This is a genomic window from Neochlamydia sp. S13 (assembly GCF_000648235.2).
GTDB lineage: Bacteria > Chlamydiota > Chlamydiia > Chlamydiales > Parachlamydiaceae > Neochlamydia.
In genome coordinates this window covers 1,956,255-1,974,123 of sequence record NZ_AP017977.1, presented here as the reverse complement: position 1 = coordinate 1,974,123, position 17,869 = coordinate 1,956,255, and the positions used below count along the sequence as shown (strand labels likewise).

Below are 17,869 nucleotides of genomic sequence, written 5' to 3'. Positions count from 1 at the left end.
GCTTTATTTTTCTGTTTCCGTGTTCAACGTGGGCAGATGAGGAGATTTTGAGTATTTATTTAACTTGGCAACATCATCCTCAATCGACCATGCATGTTTGCTGGATAACTCCTCAAGCGCAGCCCCAGGATCTCATTGAATACCAGAGGGAAGGAGAAGAGGTGTGGCATAGGAAGGAGAGCCAGCATAGACCTATGCCCTCCCAGTTGCCTTATGTGATCCATCGTGTAGAGCTAGTAGGCCTAATGCCATCTAGTGGGTACCGTTTTCGCCTAGGTGCAGATAAACACATTTACAAGTTTCGTACGATGCCTGCAGATTCCAATCTTCCCATTCGTTTTGTAGTAGGGGGGGATATGTATAATGGCTCTATGGAGATGATGGAGAAAACCAATCGAGCAGCAGCCGCTACTAATCCACTGTTTGTAGTTATTGGAGGAGATATAGCCTATAGTGCTGTTGGTGATCGATCGATTCCTGAAGATCCGCAAAAATGGATAGATTGGTTACGCATTTGGAAACAAACCATGGTAACTTCTGAAGGCTATCTCATTCCTATTGTTCCCTGCATTGGTAACCATGAAGTACGAGGAGGCAACGGCAAGACACCCCAGGAGGCAGAATTCTTTTTTGCTCTTTTTCCTACTCTCGATCTTAAGAGCTACAAAGTTTTGGATTTCAGCCCTTACATGAGCTTGATCATCCTTGATTCTGGCCATGCTTATCCTGTGCGTGGAGCTCAAACTCTATGGCTTAAGCAAGTTCTAAGGCAGCGCCGTCAGGTTCCCCATAAATTTGCAGTTTACCATATTCCTGCCTACCCCTCTTATCGCTCCTACTATAATAAAACTAGCCGAGCAGTTCGCCGGCAGTGGGTCCCTCTATTCGAGCAGTATGGGCTTCATGTAGCTTTTGAAAATAATGATCATGCCTATAAGCGTACCTATCCTATCTGCAAAGGACGACGTCAAAAGCAAGGCGTTCTATATGTAGGAGATGGTGCTTGGTCGGTAGCCAATATAAGAACCCCCAAAACACCACGGCAAGCCTGGTATATTGCTAAATCATCTGCTACCCAGTTTTTTATTCTGGTGACAATAGACGGCAGCCATCGTCGCATGCAAGCTTTCACACCAGCTGGCATGATAGTGGATGATGTTGTGCAAGAAGGCGTTAATAAATAGTTTACTGTATTTTCTTTTTTTTAATTCGCCTTTTACGAAAATAAGAGCCATTGAAAAAAGAAAGGAACCCAAGGTTTTCAATTGCAAGGGGTTTTTAGAGATTTAATGGCGTCTATATCTTTAAATTCACCTTATAGGTCACATGAGTACTGCATCGATGTAAATTTTCTTATTAAAAAAGCTTTTAAAAATATTCATGAAAGTTTAGGAAAAGAAGAAAATTTAATAGAATTGTTCCATCAAAATCAAGAATAAAACCTGCTTTAACTGACGAATATCCTCATAAAAGCACAATTAATATATAAGGGTAGAGGCGTGAGAAATTCTTTCTTTTTAGGGTGGCGTAAAGCTTTAAAAAACTTTCATCAAAGCAATAAGAGCATGAATTTTAAAATAGATAAATTCTTTATTATAAAAAAAATTTACCGAAAGAAGTTAAGTAGAGCAAGATTATCCATCTTATGCTTTTATCTGGGGTGGGCAAGCTTATTTAATTTGCATGGGACAGAGCCGATAGCAGTTAAAAAAGGAACATTAATTGTTGATTATAAAACAGATCTGGAAGGGGATAGACTGGATCGCATTCGATTTTGGTTAAAAGATGGCAACCATTCTCAAAAAATGTATCCTAAAGGCAATGCTTTTGTAGAAGATCGTAAGAATAGATCGAGGATAGTGGTCTTAGAAGACGTTACTCCCGGAGAATATACATTAGAGTTTCTGATTCCCAATAAGGATGCTTTTTTTGAAGAGTCTTCTTTAAGGCATATCCATCTACAAGCTGGTGAGGTGGTAAAAGTGGATAAAACCTTTAAAAAACGGCAAGTCAATTACTACAGCGCTAAACAGCTGCATGAGTGGAAGATCTGGTGGTCATTTCTCTCCCATTTAAGCCTTAAACCTATAATCCATATGTATCTTGCTTACAATTCAAGTCAGGAAGTAAAAATGATAGGAATATTATTGAAGGCCAGCCCTGCTTCAAAAGAGGAAAAGTAGGTTTGATATAAGGAAATAAAAGCAGCTGTTGGAGTAGCAGTTTAACCTTTAGTCTTATGGTTTCAAAAGAATAAATTTGTTCTATTTCTTATCTAGCTGCTGAGGGGTCATACCGCTAAAGTTTATCTTTTACCTCTATAAACGTTCAATTTTATGATTGGATATCTTCATTTTTAATTATTCTTGCCTCTAACCAATAATCTAAGGAAGAATTTAAAGAGGTTATCTAAGCCTCCTTCATTCAATTCTTCAAAAAAGCATTTAGTTTCTTAAGTTATCTGAAAATTTGCCAAGCACTAAACTTTAGCTCTTTCCGTCGCTCTTATAAAAAATTTATTTTTTTGCGATAGATTTATTTGAGGAAAAAAAATATTATGTTTTTTCCATGGCCCTATATCCAAGTATGGGTGGAGAGGACAAAGCCGTAAAAATTTTTCAAGCAATATTTTATGTTCGTTGAAATTTAAGCGTAGTTAAAACTAGATAGAGGAAGAATAAGATTATGATTTTAGAACCCCTTCGTATTCACCCTACTATATCCTCTGTGTTTGAAAATTTAGAGAGTAATTCTATTCATTCCATAAGAGGTACATCAGCATTCGCAGAAATTGCCTTAAAAATATTCGAGAGATTGGAATTACCAGATTTGTCTCGCACTAAACAGGTATGTAAAGAATGGAAGCAGCTTATTGAAAACAGTACTTTAACAGAAGAAGCATATAAACTAGCTTTAAAACTTGCTGTTCACAAAAAAGATTTTATCCAAGAAAGCTTTTATATAGAAAAATTAGCTGACGTTTATTTAGGAAAAGCAACGTCAGAAACGCTGCTTCAAGCTGCAGGGCTCTACAATTATGCTTTACGCCTATCCTCCCAGACTCAACTAGAAAGCCTTAAAGAAAAGCTTTTTAACACTCAGCGCTTACTTACTAAACTTGGTGAAGGAAAGCCTTTAAGCAATGAAGTAATAAAAAAGCAATTTGAAGGTAATCGCAAAGTACTGAAAAAATTTAGAGAAGAAGTAGAGGTGAAGATTCAAGCATTGCCTGAAACTCCTTCTCCTGAACAAGTAAGAGAGCTTTATCAAGAAGTCGCGCAGCGTATAAAAAGCTTTTTTAGCTTTCTAGTAAATCAGGCGATAGATGTACTAGGGCCTGCTCCATGTGAATATTCTATGATAGGCTTTGGTTCCTTAGCTAGAGAAGAGATGACTCCTTATTCAGACCTAGAATTTGGTATTCTTATAGAAGAAGACAATCTTATAAATAAGAAGTATTTTAAGAATCTGACAAGTCTACTTCACTTGCAGGTTATCAACTTAGGCGAAACTATCCTTCCTGCTCTAAATATCCCTTGCTTAAAAGCTATCAATTTTTTCGACGGCATGACACCACGTGGCTTTGCCTTTGATGGGACAGGAGTAGAAGGAAAAGGCTGTAAAACACCTTTTGGAAATGGCAAGACGTTTGAACTTATTCAAACTCCTGAAAAAATGGCCCAATATATTGCTAAAGATGAAAAAGATCATTGGTGGCACGAAAAAGAGCCTCATCTTCCGATGGAACTATTGACGTTCACTCATCTACTAGGCAACATTGAGTTAACCAGGCAATATGGCCAAGAAGTCCAAGAAAAGCTTAATACATCTTATCAAGAGGGTCTCGATCTTCGCCAGCATTTAGCCAAGCATCATTTAATTCAAACTGATATGGTGAATTCTGATCCAGAAGTAGGTGAATATGAAAAGCAAGGCATGCTTTTTAAAGTCACCCATGATTTCTACCATTTTCCTCACTTAGCTTTAGACCGACTAGCTCTAATCAAAACAATAAAACCTTCGGATACTTTTGCTAGAATAGATCAGTTAAACCAGCAAGGAATTATAACGGATAGCGGTGCTGAAAAGCTAAAGGAATGGATAAGTATCACGCTATTTATGCGTCTTAAAACTTATTCTTATTATCAAGCACAGATGGAGATGAGGAATCCTCTTATCCAGCCTTTTATTTTGGGTCATCCAGAACTCATAAAAAGGCAGTTTGCTTTAGATCAAGAAACCTTAGAAAAGATAAAAAAAATTTATAATATCTTTATTCCCTTTCATCAAGCCATTCAAGAGTTTTTAGAAGGCAATGAAGACAAGCTTAAATCATCAAACTTAGAAGATAAATCTTTACAAACTCAAGGTAATATAGCCCTAAGGCTTTTTCAACAAGGCGAGGCAAAAAAGTATTACAGCTTAGCGAAAAAAGCAAATCCAAAAAATCCTCAAGTCTTAGAGGTTCTTGGTCTCTTGTATAATGCTCAAGGAAATCTCAACAAGGCGGTTAAGTATACCAGCCAAGCGTTCTCAATTAATCGTAGCCTTTTTGGTGAAGATCATCCAGCCATGGCAAGGCATTACAATAATTTAGGCATGATTTATCAAAGCCAAGGAAATTTAGGAAAAGCCCTGGAATATATTAATAAAGCGCTTGAAATAGAACTTGATTTCTATGGTAGAAATTTTCCTTTAGTGGCAATAAGTTATAATAAATTAGGCATGCTTTACAAAGAACAAGGAAATTTAGAAAAAGCTGTCAAGTGTGTTAAGAAAGCGATAGAAATTAATGTTAACATCTTTAGTGAAAATCATCCAGCTGTAGCAAGAGATTACAACGACCTAGGACAGATCTACCACTCCCATGAAAATTTAAATAAGGCTCTTAAGTATTTCAAGAAAGCCCTAAAGATTGATACTAGTCTCTTCATTAAAAAAAACTTGGCTGTTAGGAAATATCATCCTGCGGTGGCAAGAGACTATAATAATTTAGGAGCGATCTATAAGGAGCAAGGAGATTTAGAAAAGGCGACTAAGTGTGTTAAGAAAGCTCTTAAGATTGATGTTAAGCTTTTTGGCGAAAATAACCCCGTAGTGGCAACCCTTTACAATAATTTAGCGCAAATTTGCCAAGAACAAGGAAACTTAAAAATGGCAGCTAAATATATAAATCAAGCGCTCGAGACTAACATTAAGCTATATGGTGATAATCATTCTAACGTGGCAAGAGATTACAATACTTTGGGAGAAATTTGCCAATATCAAGGAAATTTAGAAGAAGCTCTTAAGCATGTTAAGAAGTCTCTTGAGATTAGTCTTAGACTGTACAGTGAAAGCCATCCTACGGTGGCAACAATTTATAACAATTTAGGACAAATTTATCGTAACCAGCGAAACCTAGACCAAGCCTCTGAATATATCAAGAAAGCTCTCAACATTAACTTTAATCTTTTTGGTGAAAATCATTCTAATGTAGCAATGGATTACAACAACTTAGGAGAAATCTACCTAGCACAGGGGAGTTTAGAAAAAGCGCTTGAGTATGTCGAGAAAGCACTAACCATCGACCTTAAGATATTTGGCGAGAATCATTCAAGTGTCGCAGCAATTTACAATAACTTGGGGCAAATCTACCGAGCTCAAGGGAATTTAGTTAGAGCGCTTGAGTATGCCCAGAAAGCTCTCTCTATCAATCTTAAAATTTATGGTGAGAATCATTTCAATGTGGCAACAATTTACAATAGCCTAGGACAAATCTACCAGGAACAAGGTAATTTAAAGCAGGCTGCTGAATATACTGAGAAAGCACTTAACATTAACTTTAAATTTTTTGGTGAAAACCACTCCACTGTAGCAAGTTGCTACAATAATTTGGGACAAATTTGCCATACTCAGGGTTATTTAGAGCTGGCTTCTACGTATGCCGAGAAAGCGCTCGCTATCGACCTTAAGCTTTATGGTGAAAACCATTCTCATGTGGCAATAATTTACAACAACTTAGGAGAAATCTACGGGGAACAAGCTAAATTAGACCAAGCCTTTGAGTATATCAATAAAGCGCTTGCTATTAACCTTAAGCTTTATGGCGAAAACCATCCTATTGTGGCAATAATAAATAATAATCTAGGGAAGATTTGTCGAGAACAAGGTAATTTAGAGCAGGCTTTTGAGTATACTAAGAAAGCGCTCGAAATTGGCCTTAAGCTTTATGGCGAGAATCATTCCACTATAGCAACAAGTTATAGCAGCTTAGGAGCAATCTACTGGGATCAAAATAATTTGGAACAAGCCGCTGATTATACCAAGAAAGCGCTCGAAATTAGCCTTAAGCTTTATGGAGAAAACAATCATACCGTGGCACTTCGTTATAATAATCTGGGGCAAATATATCATACTCAGAGCAAACCAGAACAGGCGATTGAGTATACTGAGAGAGCGATAGCCATTAGCCACAAGCTTTTTGGTGAAAATCATCCCTCTTTGGCACTTTTTTACAGCAATTTGGGGATGATCTACAAAGATCAAAAACAATTAGGACTGGCGGCTAAGCTTCTCAAGAAAGCTCTTATTATTGGACTTAAGATTTTTGGTAAAGATCATCCTAATGTGGCAAAACTAAATAATTACCTAGGAGAGATCTGCCTAGAACAGGGTAACTTAGAACAGGCGGCCGAGCATATTGAGAAAGCTCTTAACATTCATATTAAGCTTTTTGGTGAAAATCATTCCACTTTGGCAGGTTTTTATAGTGATTTAGGGATGATCTACAAAATTGAAAAACAATTAGGAAAGGCGATTGAGCACATTAAGAAAGCTCTTAATATTAACCTTAAGCTTTTTGGGGAACATCATCGTGATGTGGCAGCAGACTACAACCAACTGGGGCAAATTTATAAAGAACAAGGCAATTTAGGGCAGGCGGCTAAGTATACCATGAAAGCGATTAATATTATCCGTAAACTTCCTAATGAAAATCCTCTTCAGTTAGCAATTTATTATAATAATTTAGGAACAATAATCTACCAACAAGGTAGCTTAGCACAGGCGGCCGAGTATATCAAAAAAGCGCTTGCTATTGGCCTTAAGCATTATGGCGAAAACCATCCTATCGTGGCACAGATAAATGATCATCTAGGGCAGATTTGCCAAGAACAAGACAACCTAGAACATGCAACTGAGCATACTAAGATGGGTAATTAAAACTTGGTGCTAGCTGATTTTCGGCCCTCAAAAACACTTTAATTTGAGGTAGCTATTTTTCTAATAAGGGATTTTTAAATTAAAGATGCATTATTTTTTAAGCCTATAAAATAACTAAGAATATAAAAGTTTACCCTTATTTTTTGAAATTATAAGGAAGAACTCAGACGGAAACAATAACTTTATTACGAATTTCACAGGGAGATCCTATTTAATGCTAAAGATTGACAGTGGCAGAGATGATTCCAGTTATCCATTTACAATCTCCCAGGAAAGGTATATACCCAAACGTTGCCGACGAGAAGATTATGTTACTTCCATGCTTGAGAATATGCAAGGCGTGTTTAACGATTATTTAAAAAAGCTTTATAAAAGTAATGAAAGAAGGGGTAAATTTCAGGAAATTTCTCGAAGTTATCGTAAGTATGTGGATTATATTAAAAATTCTCCTTTACCTCCATATGAAATCTCTAGTAAAAGTCCTACTATTGCAGAGGAATTGAAAGGTGAAGGTAAAGGTAAAGGACTAACAGATGTTATATCTTTAAGCTATATTATTGCGACCTGTCAACTACTTGCCAGAGATATTTTAGCTGCACAAGAGAAAAATGAAGTAGATCTTTTGCGTCATACATATACTGAAGGAGGAGCTATAACGAAACTACAAAAGGCAGAGCATGAGTGTAAAACTTCGGAGATTATAAATAGAAAGCAGAAATTAAAAGATTATGAAAAGGCTCTAGAGATAATTATTGACAATTTGACAAAAGCCCGTGAATTTGCCAGGTTTTTATCGTCTAGTAAGCGTACAAAATTGGTATATTCTATGCATGCGGAAATGGCAAAAAAATACAGTTCAAAGTCTACTCCAGACCAGCTTACTTCGCAAACCAAAGCTGAAATTAAACGTTATATTGAGGTAATAGGGGAGGAATTGAAGAATAATAAATCCTTTATCTTTCCTGTAGGCTATCTTCGGAAAAATCCTGGAAGTAGCCGTGCTTCTGAGGGCCATCTTTTAATGATAGAAATTGAATATCTAAGCACCAAACATTTTAAAGTAACGTTAATTAATACGGGAGAAAAAGCAAAGGAATACGAAGGACACCCGTGTGCTCTAAATTTAGATGTAATAATCACTCACGAATCTCTTCTAGACATTCTTAACAGCATAGCAAATTACAGATGTTTAATCCAAGAAAGTACTAATATCAATGAGCTATATGAGTGCTTTAAGCCTTTGATAAGTAGTGCTATAGAGCAGAAAAATAACATGAGGCAGCCTCCCCAGCAAACCGGTGGGACGTGTGCTCATAGCTCTATTATAGCATATCTTTATATTCGTTTAGAGCCGAAACTTTTTAAGTTTTACATGGAAAAATATGGGTCTTATGTATTAGAAATTTGGAATGAATGGAGGTTGCCAGAAGAGTTATCTCAAAAGTCTAGGAGTGAAAACATAATAAATGAATTAGAAAATATTTCCACTAATGACACACCTAGACCTACTTTTTCGGTGAGAAAAATTGTTAATGATAGTGTAGAGAATGTGAGGGAAACAATTACTGATGGGTTGAATACCGCTACTGAGGGGTGGAATACCGCGAGAAAAAATGCATGGAACTTTTTATCTTAATTTCTCCAATTAAAAATTACTTCATAGTGGATTGAGCTTTATTTTTACCAAGAATAAATATAATCAAATGATATAATCCTCCTTCTGCAAGTTAATTTTGATTAACATCTAGGTCGTAAAAAGAAGGTAAGCGATCATGGTGTCAAGCGACATGACAAATTGACCCCCTGGCGACATGAACTTTTGACCCCCACCTCTCGCCGGCGACACCAACAATTGACCCCCAGCCATAGCAATATTTGACCCCTCCTCCTAGTTTTATTTTTTCTCGTTCGTTGGCTCGCCACGTTTTACAAGTCCCGAACGCATTTTTTCGCGCAGTTTATAACTTTCTCCACGAATGGTAATCACCTGACTGTGATGAAGAAGACGATCTAATATTGCTGTTGCTACTACACTATCTCCAAAAACTGTACCCCATTCTCCTACTGATCGATTGCTTGTGATGAGCATGCTACCTTTTTCATAACGTCTAGAAACAAGCTGAAAAAACAAATGAGCTGCATCGGCTTCAAAAGGCAAATAGCCAAGTTCATCAACAATTAAGAGCTTAGGCTTACTTACCTGACATAATTCTTCTTCTAATTGCCCTTTTTTGTGAGCATTCGAAAGCCGAGTAAGAAGAGCCGTTGCTGAAATGAATAATGTGGAATAACCCTTAAGAATGGCCTCTCTACCTAATGCAATAGCAAGATGGGTTTTCCCCACACCTGGAGGCCCCAAAAACAACACGGCTTCCCCATGGGCAATCCAACGACAAGCAGAAAGTTCTTTGATTTGTCTACTATCCAGTGTTGGCTGGCTCTCAAATTCAAAATTCTCTAATGTCCTAACACATGGAAATTTGGCAATCTTTATCGCCATTTTAATCCGTTGTTCCTCTTTACAGGATAATTCATGTTCCACAAGCAATTGTAAACTTTCTCTGAGTGTCAATTTTTGCTCAATAGCTTGATCGAGCAAATAATCTAAGCTATCTCTGATCGCTAAAAGCTTTAGCCGAGTTAGCATGGAATCAAGCCTATCTTGTTCTATTATCATGACCAGCTACCTCCTACTAACCTTTCGTAGTCCGCAAGAGGTCTAGATAGCTCTGCATCCATAAAATTTAAATTTTCTACACACTTAATCTCTTCATGCTCTTTTGGCCGAAAGGTTCCTACAATTCCCTTAAGATGTTCGGGATTAAGTATATTTTGATATTTTCCTTTGCATTCTACATGACGAGCAATTTCAGTTTGCTTATAGAAGATGCGAACCTCATTTTCTATTAGCTGAACAAAGACCCGTTCCTTGATTATCTTCCAAGGAACACTATATCTATTCGTATCGATCTCCACACAAGCATCCTTATGAACGATTCGGTCAAGTTCTCGAATCTGCAGGAAGGGTGGTTTTCCCTTTAAAGGGCGAAGAGCATCTTTTTCCATCTCTTCAAATACTTTCAAGGGTATTTTACGCGTAGTACCATGGAGCCTTTGATCAGAAATATTGTGCATCCAATGCTCTAAATGACTTTCGAGAGATTCCCAGCTAGCAAACTTGTGCCCTGCGATAGCATTGCGTTTAACATACCCTATAGCTCTCTCATCCTTACCCTTTGTTCTGGCACGATAAGGAGCGCAGGCTTTAGGACAAAATTTCCAGTAATTTGCAAAAGCAGTAAAACGCTCATTAAATTGGACTTTTCTTGTAAGCGCATGATGTTTAGTTATTAAACTTTTAGCATTATCTACAAGCACCTCTTCGGTAGTACCGCCAAAATAGTAAAAGGCTTCCTCTATTCCTTTAAACCAAGACGATTGTTGTTGGTGTAAAAAAGGCTTAACGTAAATTCTTCTTGAAAAACCAAGGGTGGCAACGAACAAAAAAACCTGAGTAAGTTTATCTTGAATGTATAGACGAGTGGAACCAAAATCAATCTGAAGTTGTTTTCCTGGTGGTGTTTCAAATCTTAGGGTGGCTTGAGCTTTTACCTGTAGCTCATCTCTAAAAGGTTTTACCGCTCGTTCAATAGTGCGAAGAGAAATATGGCGAGAATGGTTTTTTAAAAGTTCTTGCCGAACCACGTCTGCATTTCCTCTATGAATAAAAAAGTATTCCTTTATTCGATCTTCAAGTCCAGAGGTAAATTTTTTTCGTTTTGGACTTTTATAAGGAACCCAGCCTTTTTGTTTCAGGTATTTTTTCACAGTGTTCTTACTGATACCAAGTTCCTTAGCAATACGTTTGTGGCCCCATCCAAGTGTATGCAAGGTTAGCATACGCTCCACATCTTCTTGTTGTTTCATAAGTTCCCCTTGAGGATTTAAATTATCCAGGGAACAATTGTATTCTTGCATAGTTTTTACATTCTCCAATTTTAGTGGAGGAGGGGGCAAATTTTGCTATGGCTGGGGGTCAATTGTTGGTGTCGCCGGCCAGAGGTGGGGGTCAAAAGTTCATGTCGCCAGGGGGCCAATTTATCATGTCGCTTGACAACCCAGGGTCGGCAGTTTTAGTGACCCACCCTAGCTACCAAAATTTTTTTTCTTTATTTCTCTTAAACTGCATAAATCTTCATGGGACAATCTTTTTTTATCTTGTCTCGAAAAGGAGATTTTATGCCAAGGAAGAGAAATATGATAGAATTACAACAAGTCATTTTTCGACTAAAATTAAAGCAAAGCATTCGCTCTATTAATCGCGATACCGGTATTCATCGTACGATTATCCGTAATCTCAATAAAGTTGCAAACAACAGCGGGTGGCTATCTAACGATAGATCTATCCCTTCTGAGAATGAAATTCACCAGGCTCTCGTCGCTTTTAATTTAAAAAAATCTTCAAAATCGCATGACTTAGATCCTTTTAAACCTTTAATTAAAGACTGGTTAGCAAAAGACCATAGTTTTGTGGTCATTCATAAGCTTATTCAAGAGCACATCATGTGCAGTGAATCAACTGTACGAAGATTCATCCATCAACACTTTCCTAAACAAATTCAACCTATAATGATCAGACAGCATATTCCCGGTGAATGTGCGGAAGTAGATTTTGGTTATCTAGGTTTATGTTTTGACCCTGAAAGTGGTAAAAATCGTCGCGCTTGGGTCTTTTCTTTAAGGCTCCGCCACTCACGCAAAGCCTATCGTGAAGTTGTTTTTGATCAAAGCACCAAGACATTTTTAGCTTGCCACATCCATGCTTTTGAATGGCTAGGTGGAGTACCTACAAAAATTGTCATCGATAATCTAAAAGCTGGGGTGACAAAAGCTTCTTTGCATGAACCTTTACTCAACAGATCTTATCAGCAATTAGCAGAACACTATGCATTCATCATCAGCCCTTGCATTCCTTACAAGCCTCAACATAAAGGTGGGGTAGAAAACGACATCAAATACATCAAGAGAAATTTCCTTTCCTTTTTCTTAGAAAGTCAAGCACAAAAAGGCATCGAAGTGCCTTCTAAAGATGATTTTCAGAAAGCTCTTGACCAATGGAATTGCGAGGTTTCTGAAAAACGTAAAATTGGGGGTGTTGATCGTACCCCTCAAGATCTTTTTGAAGAAGAAAAGGAGCATTTAAAATCCCTTCCAAGTTGCCGTTGGGATGTTTTGGAATGGTATTGTGCAATTGTAGGCAAAGACTGGAGAGTGCGCTTTGATAAAGTTTGGTATTCGGTTCCTTATGCTTTTATAGGCAAAGAAGTACAAGTTTGTGCTAGCCAAAGCTCTCTTAAAATTTTCCATGCAGGCCAAGAAATTGCTATGCATTTACGTTCATATATTACCAGCAATAGAGAATTTGGAGAGTGGCAGGAAATATTTGCCAATGCATTAATAGGTAGTGCAGCACTAGATCGCTTGATTCACAGAGCCACAAAGCTTGTGATTGAAGGAAAAAGTTATCGTATGGAACAATTCCATAAAAGATCAAAACAAAATAAAGAAACCGAGAAGTAAAGAAAAAATCCAAGCTAGGGTGGGTCACTAAAGGTGACGAGGGGGTGGGTCACTAAAACTGCCGACCCTGGGTCACCAACCATGACGGATGACAAGGGATGACTGCCTTTTTTCTTTTTTTGTTTTCACATCGCAAAAATGCATATCTTTTTTGATCACTTCAAAGCCGATGTGAAAAGTGTAATCACCCTAGCTAATAAGGCTTAGAAAGTAGATTAATTCCCTTTATACATCTTCCTTGAGTATGAGAAAAGTGCCAGCAGACGATTTCGTTTTCATCTATATAGGGCTTTTCTTCTATCGTATCATCAATAATCGATACACCGCCTTTATCTTATTCTAGATGGCGCACTTGCTTTTTAACATACTGCCATAGTTCTTTGGATCCGCCTGGATTGTTATTGAGGAAACGGGTGATTTTGTGATGGCTAATCTGGCCATCTAAAAGATTTGATAGCCCTGTGGCTGTTGCTTGTGGGTTCTGGCTGATAAGATAATCTGTATAAATATCAAGAAGATCAAGATTCATTTTTTTTTCTCTTTTCAAAGAAAAAATATGCTTTTAGAGTAATTTTTCAACTCCTCTGTGCGTAAGGTGAGTAATTTAGATTAAAGGGGGTAAATTTCGAAAGAGGTCTAATATTTTCTAGCTATGGAAGGGATAGCTTTGAATAAGATTATTTATCTTTGGCTCCTTTTTGGATCAAGAGCTTACGATTGCCTTCACCCAAGTCGTCTATAAAACTATTTGTTTTATGTCCTTTAGGATGGAGAATAGCGTTTCTAGCCTCCAGAAGATGGGGAAACCTCCACAACAGGCGAGGATTAGGATGACTAGTCTTTTCTATAATATCCAGCTCCCAAAGCGAGAAGCTGCCGGTGCCCCATATAGCTAAGTGCGTGCCTTCAGGGGCAAGCTCTATTTGCTGTATATCATGGTTTATTTTTAAAGAATAAAGAAGACTTCCATTGGCTAAATCCCAAAAACGTATTGTTTTATCCCTGCTCGTAGTGATAAGCCAACGATGCTCTCGGCAAATCTCAAAGCTTATGATTGAGTCTATATGATAAAATTCTAAAACAGGCTTTTTTTTTGAAATATCCCACTTGCGGATGGCATTGTCTTGAACTGTACATACAAGCAGATAGGAAGAAGTATGAGAGAAGAGAATGGCTTTTATACTAACTCCCATATTATGTTCTATCTTCCAACTTTTAGTCGTTAGGGGTTTAGCTTTTCCCTCTAATTCCATTTCCCAAACATAAATACAAGGCATAACTTTAGAATTGAAAGGATTAAAAGCTAGAGCTAAAGTTAAACTTTTTTCTGTTCCGCTTAAAGTCATCAGAAAGTCAGTATCTTCATCGCTTGTATCTAGTTCAAAATCAACTGAAAGCTCTTCTATCATCTCTGTATGTTTAAAATCCCAAATAACTATTTTTTTATTACAGATAAGATAGGCTATATAGGATCTATCGGCTGACATAGCTATGGCTTTAATGATATTTTTTTCTTTGTGTAAATAGATGAATTCAAGATCCCTAAAGTAGGTAGGAGAAAGAAGTGGAAAGTATGCAGAGAGTAGAGAAGTAAGTCTCTCCGTATTGTCTGTCTGTAACAAGGCTTTTACTTCGCTAAAAATTTGCTGTTTTTCTTCTTCTGTCGATTGATCTTTCATCTTTCCTGTAGCTTTCTCATATCTAAGAATTACGCCACTATTTATCCATAGAGAAACATACATTCCATTAAAGCTGACATGAGTGATATAACCTGTCAGGCTTTTTTCCATTAAATATCCTTCTTCTAATGGCTGAAGACTTATCCTGCGAGAGATATCAGCGAATATAAAAGAATCTTCAGCATAAGCTAAAGAAATGAGAGGTTCTAATGAGACCTCGGATCTAAACAAAGGACGCTTTCTTCTTAAGTTATAAAGGCAGACAGCCGTACTATTGACGACATAGAGAAGAAATTTACCATCATTAGAGAAGCTAATATGAGTGATATTAAAATTTTCTTCCTCAATCTGTAGTGGTTTAGCCTCTTTATAGAAATCTATCAAATAAATTTTATGCTCTTTTAGGCAAACAAGTTGCCTTTTATTGGGAGAGAATAAATACCGATGACCCAATTCTTCTAAGGGAATTCTTTTAATTGTTTGCCAAGTCGTTATATCTTTTATTTGTATTTCATTAGGATAAACCGCTATGAGCTGGCTGCCATCTTCCGAAAGAGTAACATCTAGAATAGGTACCTTCTCATGGTCAGTTTTAGGAAGCGGCTCTATTATCATGTTCTCTTCTTGCTCAACTAAGCAATAGAGGCATAGTGTATAACTTTCATCGAATTTTTTACCCCAGACGGCTAGATGCTTTTCTGATATTTTTATTCCTATAATTTGATAGTTCTCAACCTTCATCTCTTCTTCACAAGCTAGATAGGGATTGAGCCCCCATATCCCTAAAGACCATTCACTGGCACTAATTAGCCACTTATGGGAGGAAGTCAAAGCTAAAAAAGCGATGCAGTCATCGCTGTACCTTTTAAAAATTTGCTTTGTTGTCAAAGTTAAAGGATCCCATATATAGATATGACGGTCTGCAGAGATAAAATAATCATTGTCATAGAGAAATACCATAGGTTCTTTAGGGCCTATTAAAGGCAATTCAGTATGGTAAAGGGAAGATTGCTGTTTAAAATTTACTCCTTTGAGATAAGATTCATAGAGAACAGCCTGTTCCAGATAAGCACCCTTTAAAGTAGTAGTTCTTAAATCTGCTCCCCGAAGCCTTGTTCTTCTGAAAACCACATTTGTTAAGTCTGCGCCGCTGATTTTTATATCCTCTAAATTTTTATTATCAAACGAGACACCTGCCTGATTTAAAACTGTTATAGCGTTAGCAGCGGCAATACTCCATTCAGGATGTGTGCGTGTGCCTTTGATAATGCCTTGAAAAATTTTTATTCTTTCTAAATTTAATGTATCCGCATGAGCTACAATAAGAGTTTTATCTTCAACGAATGAGTGTTGATTAATTTTGGTAACAAATTCGTGGATGATTTCATCTTTTAATTGTCGAGAATAAAAATGTACTCTCCAAAAAGCATTTTTTTTCTCTACCTTAATGGTAAGAGGAAGGGGCTCCATTTGAAAAAGCTTTCGAAGTTTAGTTAAAGAAACGAGAGGGACATGCCATTTGATCTCAGCTGAGATCCCACTACTACCACCTTGTAAAAATAATTCAGCCTTGCTCTGGCAAAGCTTAGCTAAATCTAGGCTAAGAGTACAAGTCCCTCTATCCCATTCTCCTGTTAAAGTATAGGACGACTTTACATGCCCAAAACTAGTGATGCGTACATTAAGCACATTAGTCATTTCCACCACTGAGGGTGAGCTGTTGCTCAACATGCATGGATGAATTCGCTAGATTTATTTCAAGGTGGAAACAGGCATCGATAGTGACGACCTGGCCCTCTTCATTCATTTTAAGAGGAGAAACCTGATTGGAAATATTCGTAAATGGCAGAGTTAAATCAAATTCATAGATAGGCTGGTGTCTAAACAATGCCTTACGATATTCTAAAAGCCGTATTAATCCGTTAAAGCCCTCTTTTGTTTCCATCTGTTCTTTTAGCTTTATAAAATATTGCTTTATTCTTTGTGTAAACAGCTGCTTCCACCCTTCTTCTTTAGACTGTTCCCAATATTGAGTAAACTCTGCCTCAGGAGTGTGTGGCTTTTTTGCATCTTCAGAGTTAACAATATTGTTTGCTAGCTGTTCTAAATCATCAGTAACATAGTCCAAAAGCTTTTTCCGGGAATTTGAATAAATCGAATTGGGAAAGTCAACCATAAGAAGGCAAGCTGCTAGTCTAGAATCGATAATTTTTTGAGCAATTAATTTTCCTAATAAGTCATAATCTTCATAAGCAGGCTCTGGGGCTACAAGTGCAAAATGGGTATCTCCTTTTTTAGTAAAATCTTCCGCTTGTAATTTAAACTCTAACTCTTCTAAACACTCTTTATATAGCCCTCCTTTTACTTCAGGAGCTTTTATTGGAAAATTTAATCCTAACGCAGAAAAAGCTTGAGTATTGAGAAAAAATGTAAAAGGTAATCTTACCGTATCCTCGTCCTCTATCCCTTCGCTTTCATTTTTAGTACTTCTCAAATTAATTGTTGTATTATCAAGAATCTGGCGGAAAAGGAAAAGCGGTTTTAAATGTTCAGGTTTAGTAAGCCGAGCTGCATTCCAACGGCTAATCCCTGCTTTTACAATCTTTTCAAAATTATCGGCTTTTTTACGGTCATTGAAAAAAGAACTCTTGGGAAAAGAATCTTCTGCTGAAAAAATATTGGCTGAAATTTCTGCTTCTGAACTATGCCAGTGTACCCAGGGAGCTTCTAATTCTTTCATCACAGGGCTACCATTTACATGGCCCGAAAAAGGACCTTTACCACGCGTATTGGGGAAGATAGCATGATGAGAATTGCCCGACCAAATCCAGGCGACATTGCGTTGATAAAAATTAAATGCTTGATTTTTGCTATCCCAAGCCATCAGTTGCAGAAATTCATCCTCTGTATCGTCTATATTTGTTCCCGTGCTTATCCATACATCTTGCTCTTCTTGATGCATTTGTAAGTAGACAGCCAAACGAAAAGTTCGATCTAAGCGCGCTGTCTCCGAAGACCACTCCACTTGGCCCCCTTCAGCAATATGAAAAATGTGCTTTTCTTTTAGCGCATTTGTAGACTCAAATTCTTCTACAAGCTTACTAAGACTTAAAGGAAATTTTTTATTTTGGAGAAGAAGTGTCATAAAAGCATCTTGAAGATCATTCTTTTCTTCTTCTTCAAGAGGAGTTATTTGGCAATCTTCACCCATAATGAATCTATAAATTTGATCCGTTTTTAAATCCTGATTACTTCGCCTAAGATGGCGTTTAGGGGCAAGAGAAGTAGAAACCGTTTGGGGATAAACATCAGGTGATAAAGCGGTACGGGTTGTATCTATATTAACCATAGTAACCTCCATGGAATAAATATAGCTTGCCACTTGTAAGTGGCAAGCTAAAATTTTT

Annotated in this window: 11 protein-coding genes; 6 read left to right on the top strand and 5 right to left on the bottom strand. The window is 37.2% G+C overall.

Going from position 1 to position 17,869, the window contains the following annotated elements:
• Positions 1–47: 47 nt before the first annotated feature.
• The 5 genes from TY21_RS07635 (at position 48) to TY21_RS07620 (ending at position 8,839) form a co-directional block, all read left to right on the top strand.
• Positions 48–1,184, top strand: coding sequence for a metallophosphoesterase (locus TY21_RS07635; RefSeq protein WP_052354598.1), 1,137 nt, complete (start codon positions 48–50; stop codon positions 1,182–1,184).
• 105 nt (positions 1,185–1,289) lie between these two features.
• Positions 1,290–1,439, top strand: coding sequence for a hypothetical protein (locus TY21_RS11065; protein ID WP_158623049.1), 150 nt, complete (start codon positions 1,290–1,292; stop codon positions 1,437–1,439).
• A gap of 126 nt (positions 1,440–1,565) precedes the next feature.
• On the top strand, positions 1,566–2,183 hold the full coding sequence (locus TY21_RS07630; protein WP_130589630.1) for a hypothetical protein: 618 nt from the start codon (positions 1,566–1,568) through the stop codon (positions 2,181–2,183).
• 502 nt (positions 2,184–2,685) lie between these two features.
• A complete protein-coding gene (locus tag TY21_RS07625; protein ID WP_042242606.1) occupies positions 2,686–7,203 on the top strand; it encodes a tetratricopeptide repeat protein in 4,518 nt (1,505 codons plus the stop codon).
• Positions 7,204–7,417: 214 nt separating this feature from the next.
• Entirely contained in the window at positions 7,418–8,839 is a 1,422-nt protein-coding gene (locus TY21_RS07620; RefSeq protein ID WP_042242611.1) for a hypothetical protein, read from the top strand.
• Positions 8,840–9,097: 258 nt separating this feature from the next.
• Here the strand turns inward: TY21_RS07620 and istB are convergent, their stop codons facing one another.
• Positions 9,098–9,880: an IS21-like element helper ATPase IstB gene (istB, locus tag TY21_RS07615; protein ID WP_174232793.1), complete on the bottom strand. Its 783-nt coding sequence runs from the start codon at positions 9,878–9,880 to the stop codon at positions 9,098–9,100.
• Positions 9,877–11,130, bottom strand: a complete 1,254-nt coding sequence (gene istA / locus TY21_RS07610; RefSeq protein WP_197725046.1) for an IS21 family transposase — start codon at positions 11,128–11,130, stop codon at positions 9,877–9,879. Before istA (TY21_RS07610) ends, istB begins: the two co-directional genes overlap by 4 nt.
• Positions 11,131–11,460: 330 nt before the next feature.
• Here istA (TY21_RS07610) and istA (TY21_RS07605) point away from each other — a divergent pair, with 330 nt between their 5' ends.
• A complete protein-coding gene (istA, locus tag TY21_RS07605; protein WP_158623048.1) occupies positions 11,461–12,783 on the top strand; it encodes an IS21 family transposase in 1,323 nt (440 codons plus the stop codon).
• A 334-nt stretch (positions 12,784–13,117) separates the two neighbouring features.
• Here istA (TY21_RS07605) and TY21_RS07600 read toward each other — a convergent pair whose 3' ends face one another.
• From TY21_RS07600 to TY21_RS07590, 3 genes are all read right to left on the bottom strand, one after another.
• Positions 13,118–13,312 (bottom strand): hypothetical protein, encoded by a 195-nt coding sequence (locus TY21_RS07600; protein ID WP_079979992.1) that lies wholly within the window; start codon positions 13,310–13,312, stop codon positions 13,118–13,120.
• A 148-nt stretch (positions 13,313–13,460) separates the two neighbouring features.
• Positions 13,461–16,160, bottom strand: a complete 2,700-nt coding sequence (locus tag TY21_RS07595; protein WP_042243291.1) for a pentapeptide repeat-containing protein — start codon at positions 16,158–16,160, stop codon at positions 13,461–13,463.
• Positions 16,153–17,811: a hypothetical protein gene (locus tag TY21_RS07590; RefSeq protein WP_042243289.1), complete on the bottom strand. Its 1,659-nt coding sequence runs from the start codon at positions 17,809–17,811 to the stop codon at positions 16,153–16,155. The genes TY21_RS07595 and TY21_RS07590 overlap by 8 nt, the downstream gene beginning before the upstream one ends.
• Between the last annotated feature and the right edge of the window lie 58 nt (positions 17,812–17,869).

What these genes read in the sequence shown, in the direction of transcription:
- TY21_RS11065 (WP_158623049.1), top strand. Translation starts at nt 1,290, where the DNA reads ATGGCGTCTATATCTTTAAATTCACCTTATAGGTCACATGAGTACTGC.
- TY21_RS07630 (WP_130589630.1), top strand. Translation starts at nt 1,566, where the DNA reads ATGAATTTTAAAATAGATAAATTCTTTATTATAAAAAAAATTTACCGA.
- TY21_RS07625 (WP_042242606.1), top strand. Translation starts at nt 2,686, where the DNA reads ATGATTTTAGAACCCCTTCGTATTCACCCTACTATATCCTCTGTGTTT.
- TY21_RS07620 (WP_042242611.1), top strand. Translation starts at nt 7,418, where the DNA reads ATGCTAAAGATTGACAGTGGCAGAGATGATTCCAGTTATCCATTTACA.
- istB (WP_174232793.1), bottom strand. Translation starts at nt 9,880, where the DNA reads ATGATAATAGAACAAGATAGGCTTGATTCCATGCTAACTCGGCTAAAG.
- istA (WP_197725046.1), bottom strand. Translation starts at nt 11,130, where the DNA reads ATGAAACAACAAGAAGATGTGGAGCGTATGCTAACCTTGCATACACTT.
- istA (WP_158623048.1), top strand. Translation starts at nt 11,461, where the DNA reads ATGATAGAATTACAACAAGTCATTTTTCGACTAAAATTAAAGCAAAGC.
- TY21_RS07600 (WP_079979992.1), bottom strand. Translation starts at nt 13,312, where the DNA reads ATGAATCTTGATCTTCTTGATATTTATACAGATTATCTTATCAGCCAG.
- TY21_RS07595 (WP_042243291.1), bottom strand. Translation starts at nt 16,160, where the DNA reads ATGACTAATGTGCTTAATGTACGCATCACTAGTTTTGGGCATGTAAAG.
- TY21_RS07590 (WP_042243289.1), bottom strand. Translation starts at nt 17,811, where the DNA reads ATGGTTAATATAGATACAACCCGTACCGCTTTATCACCTGATGTTTAT.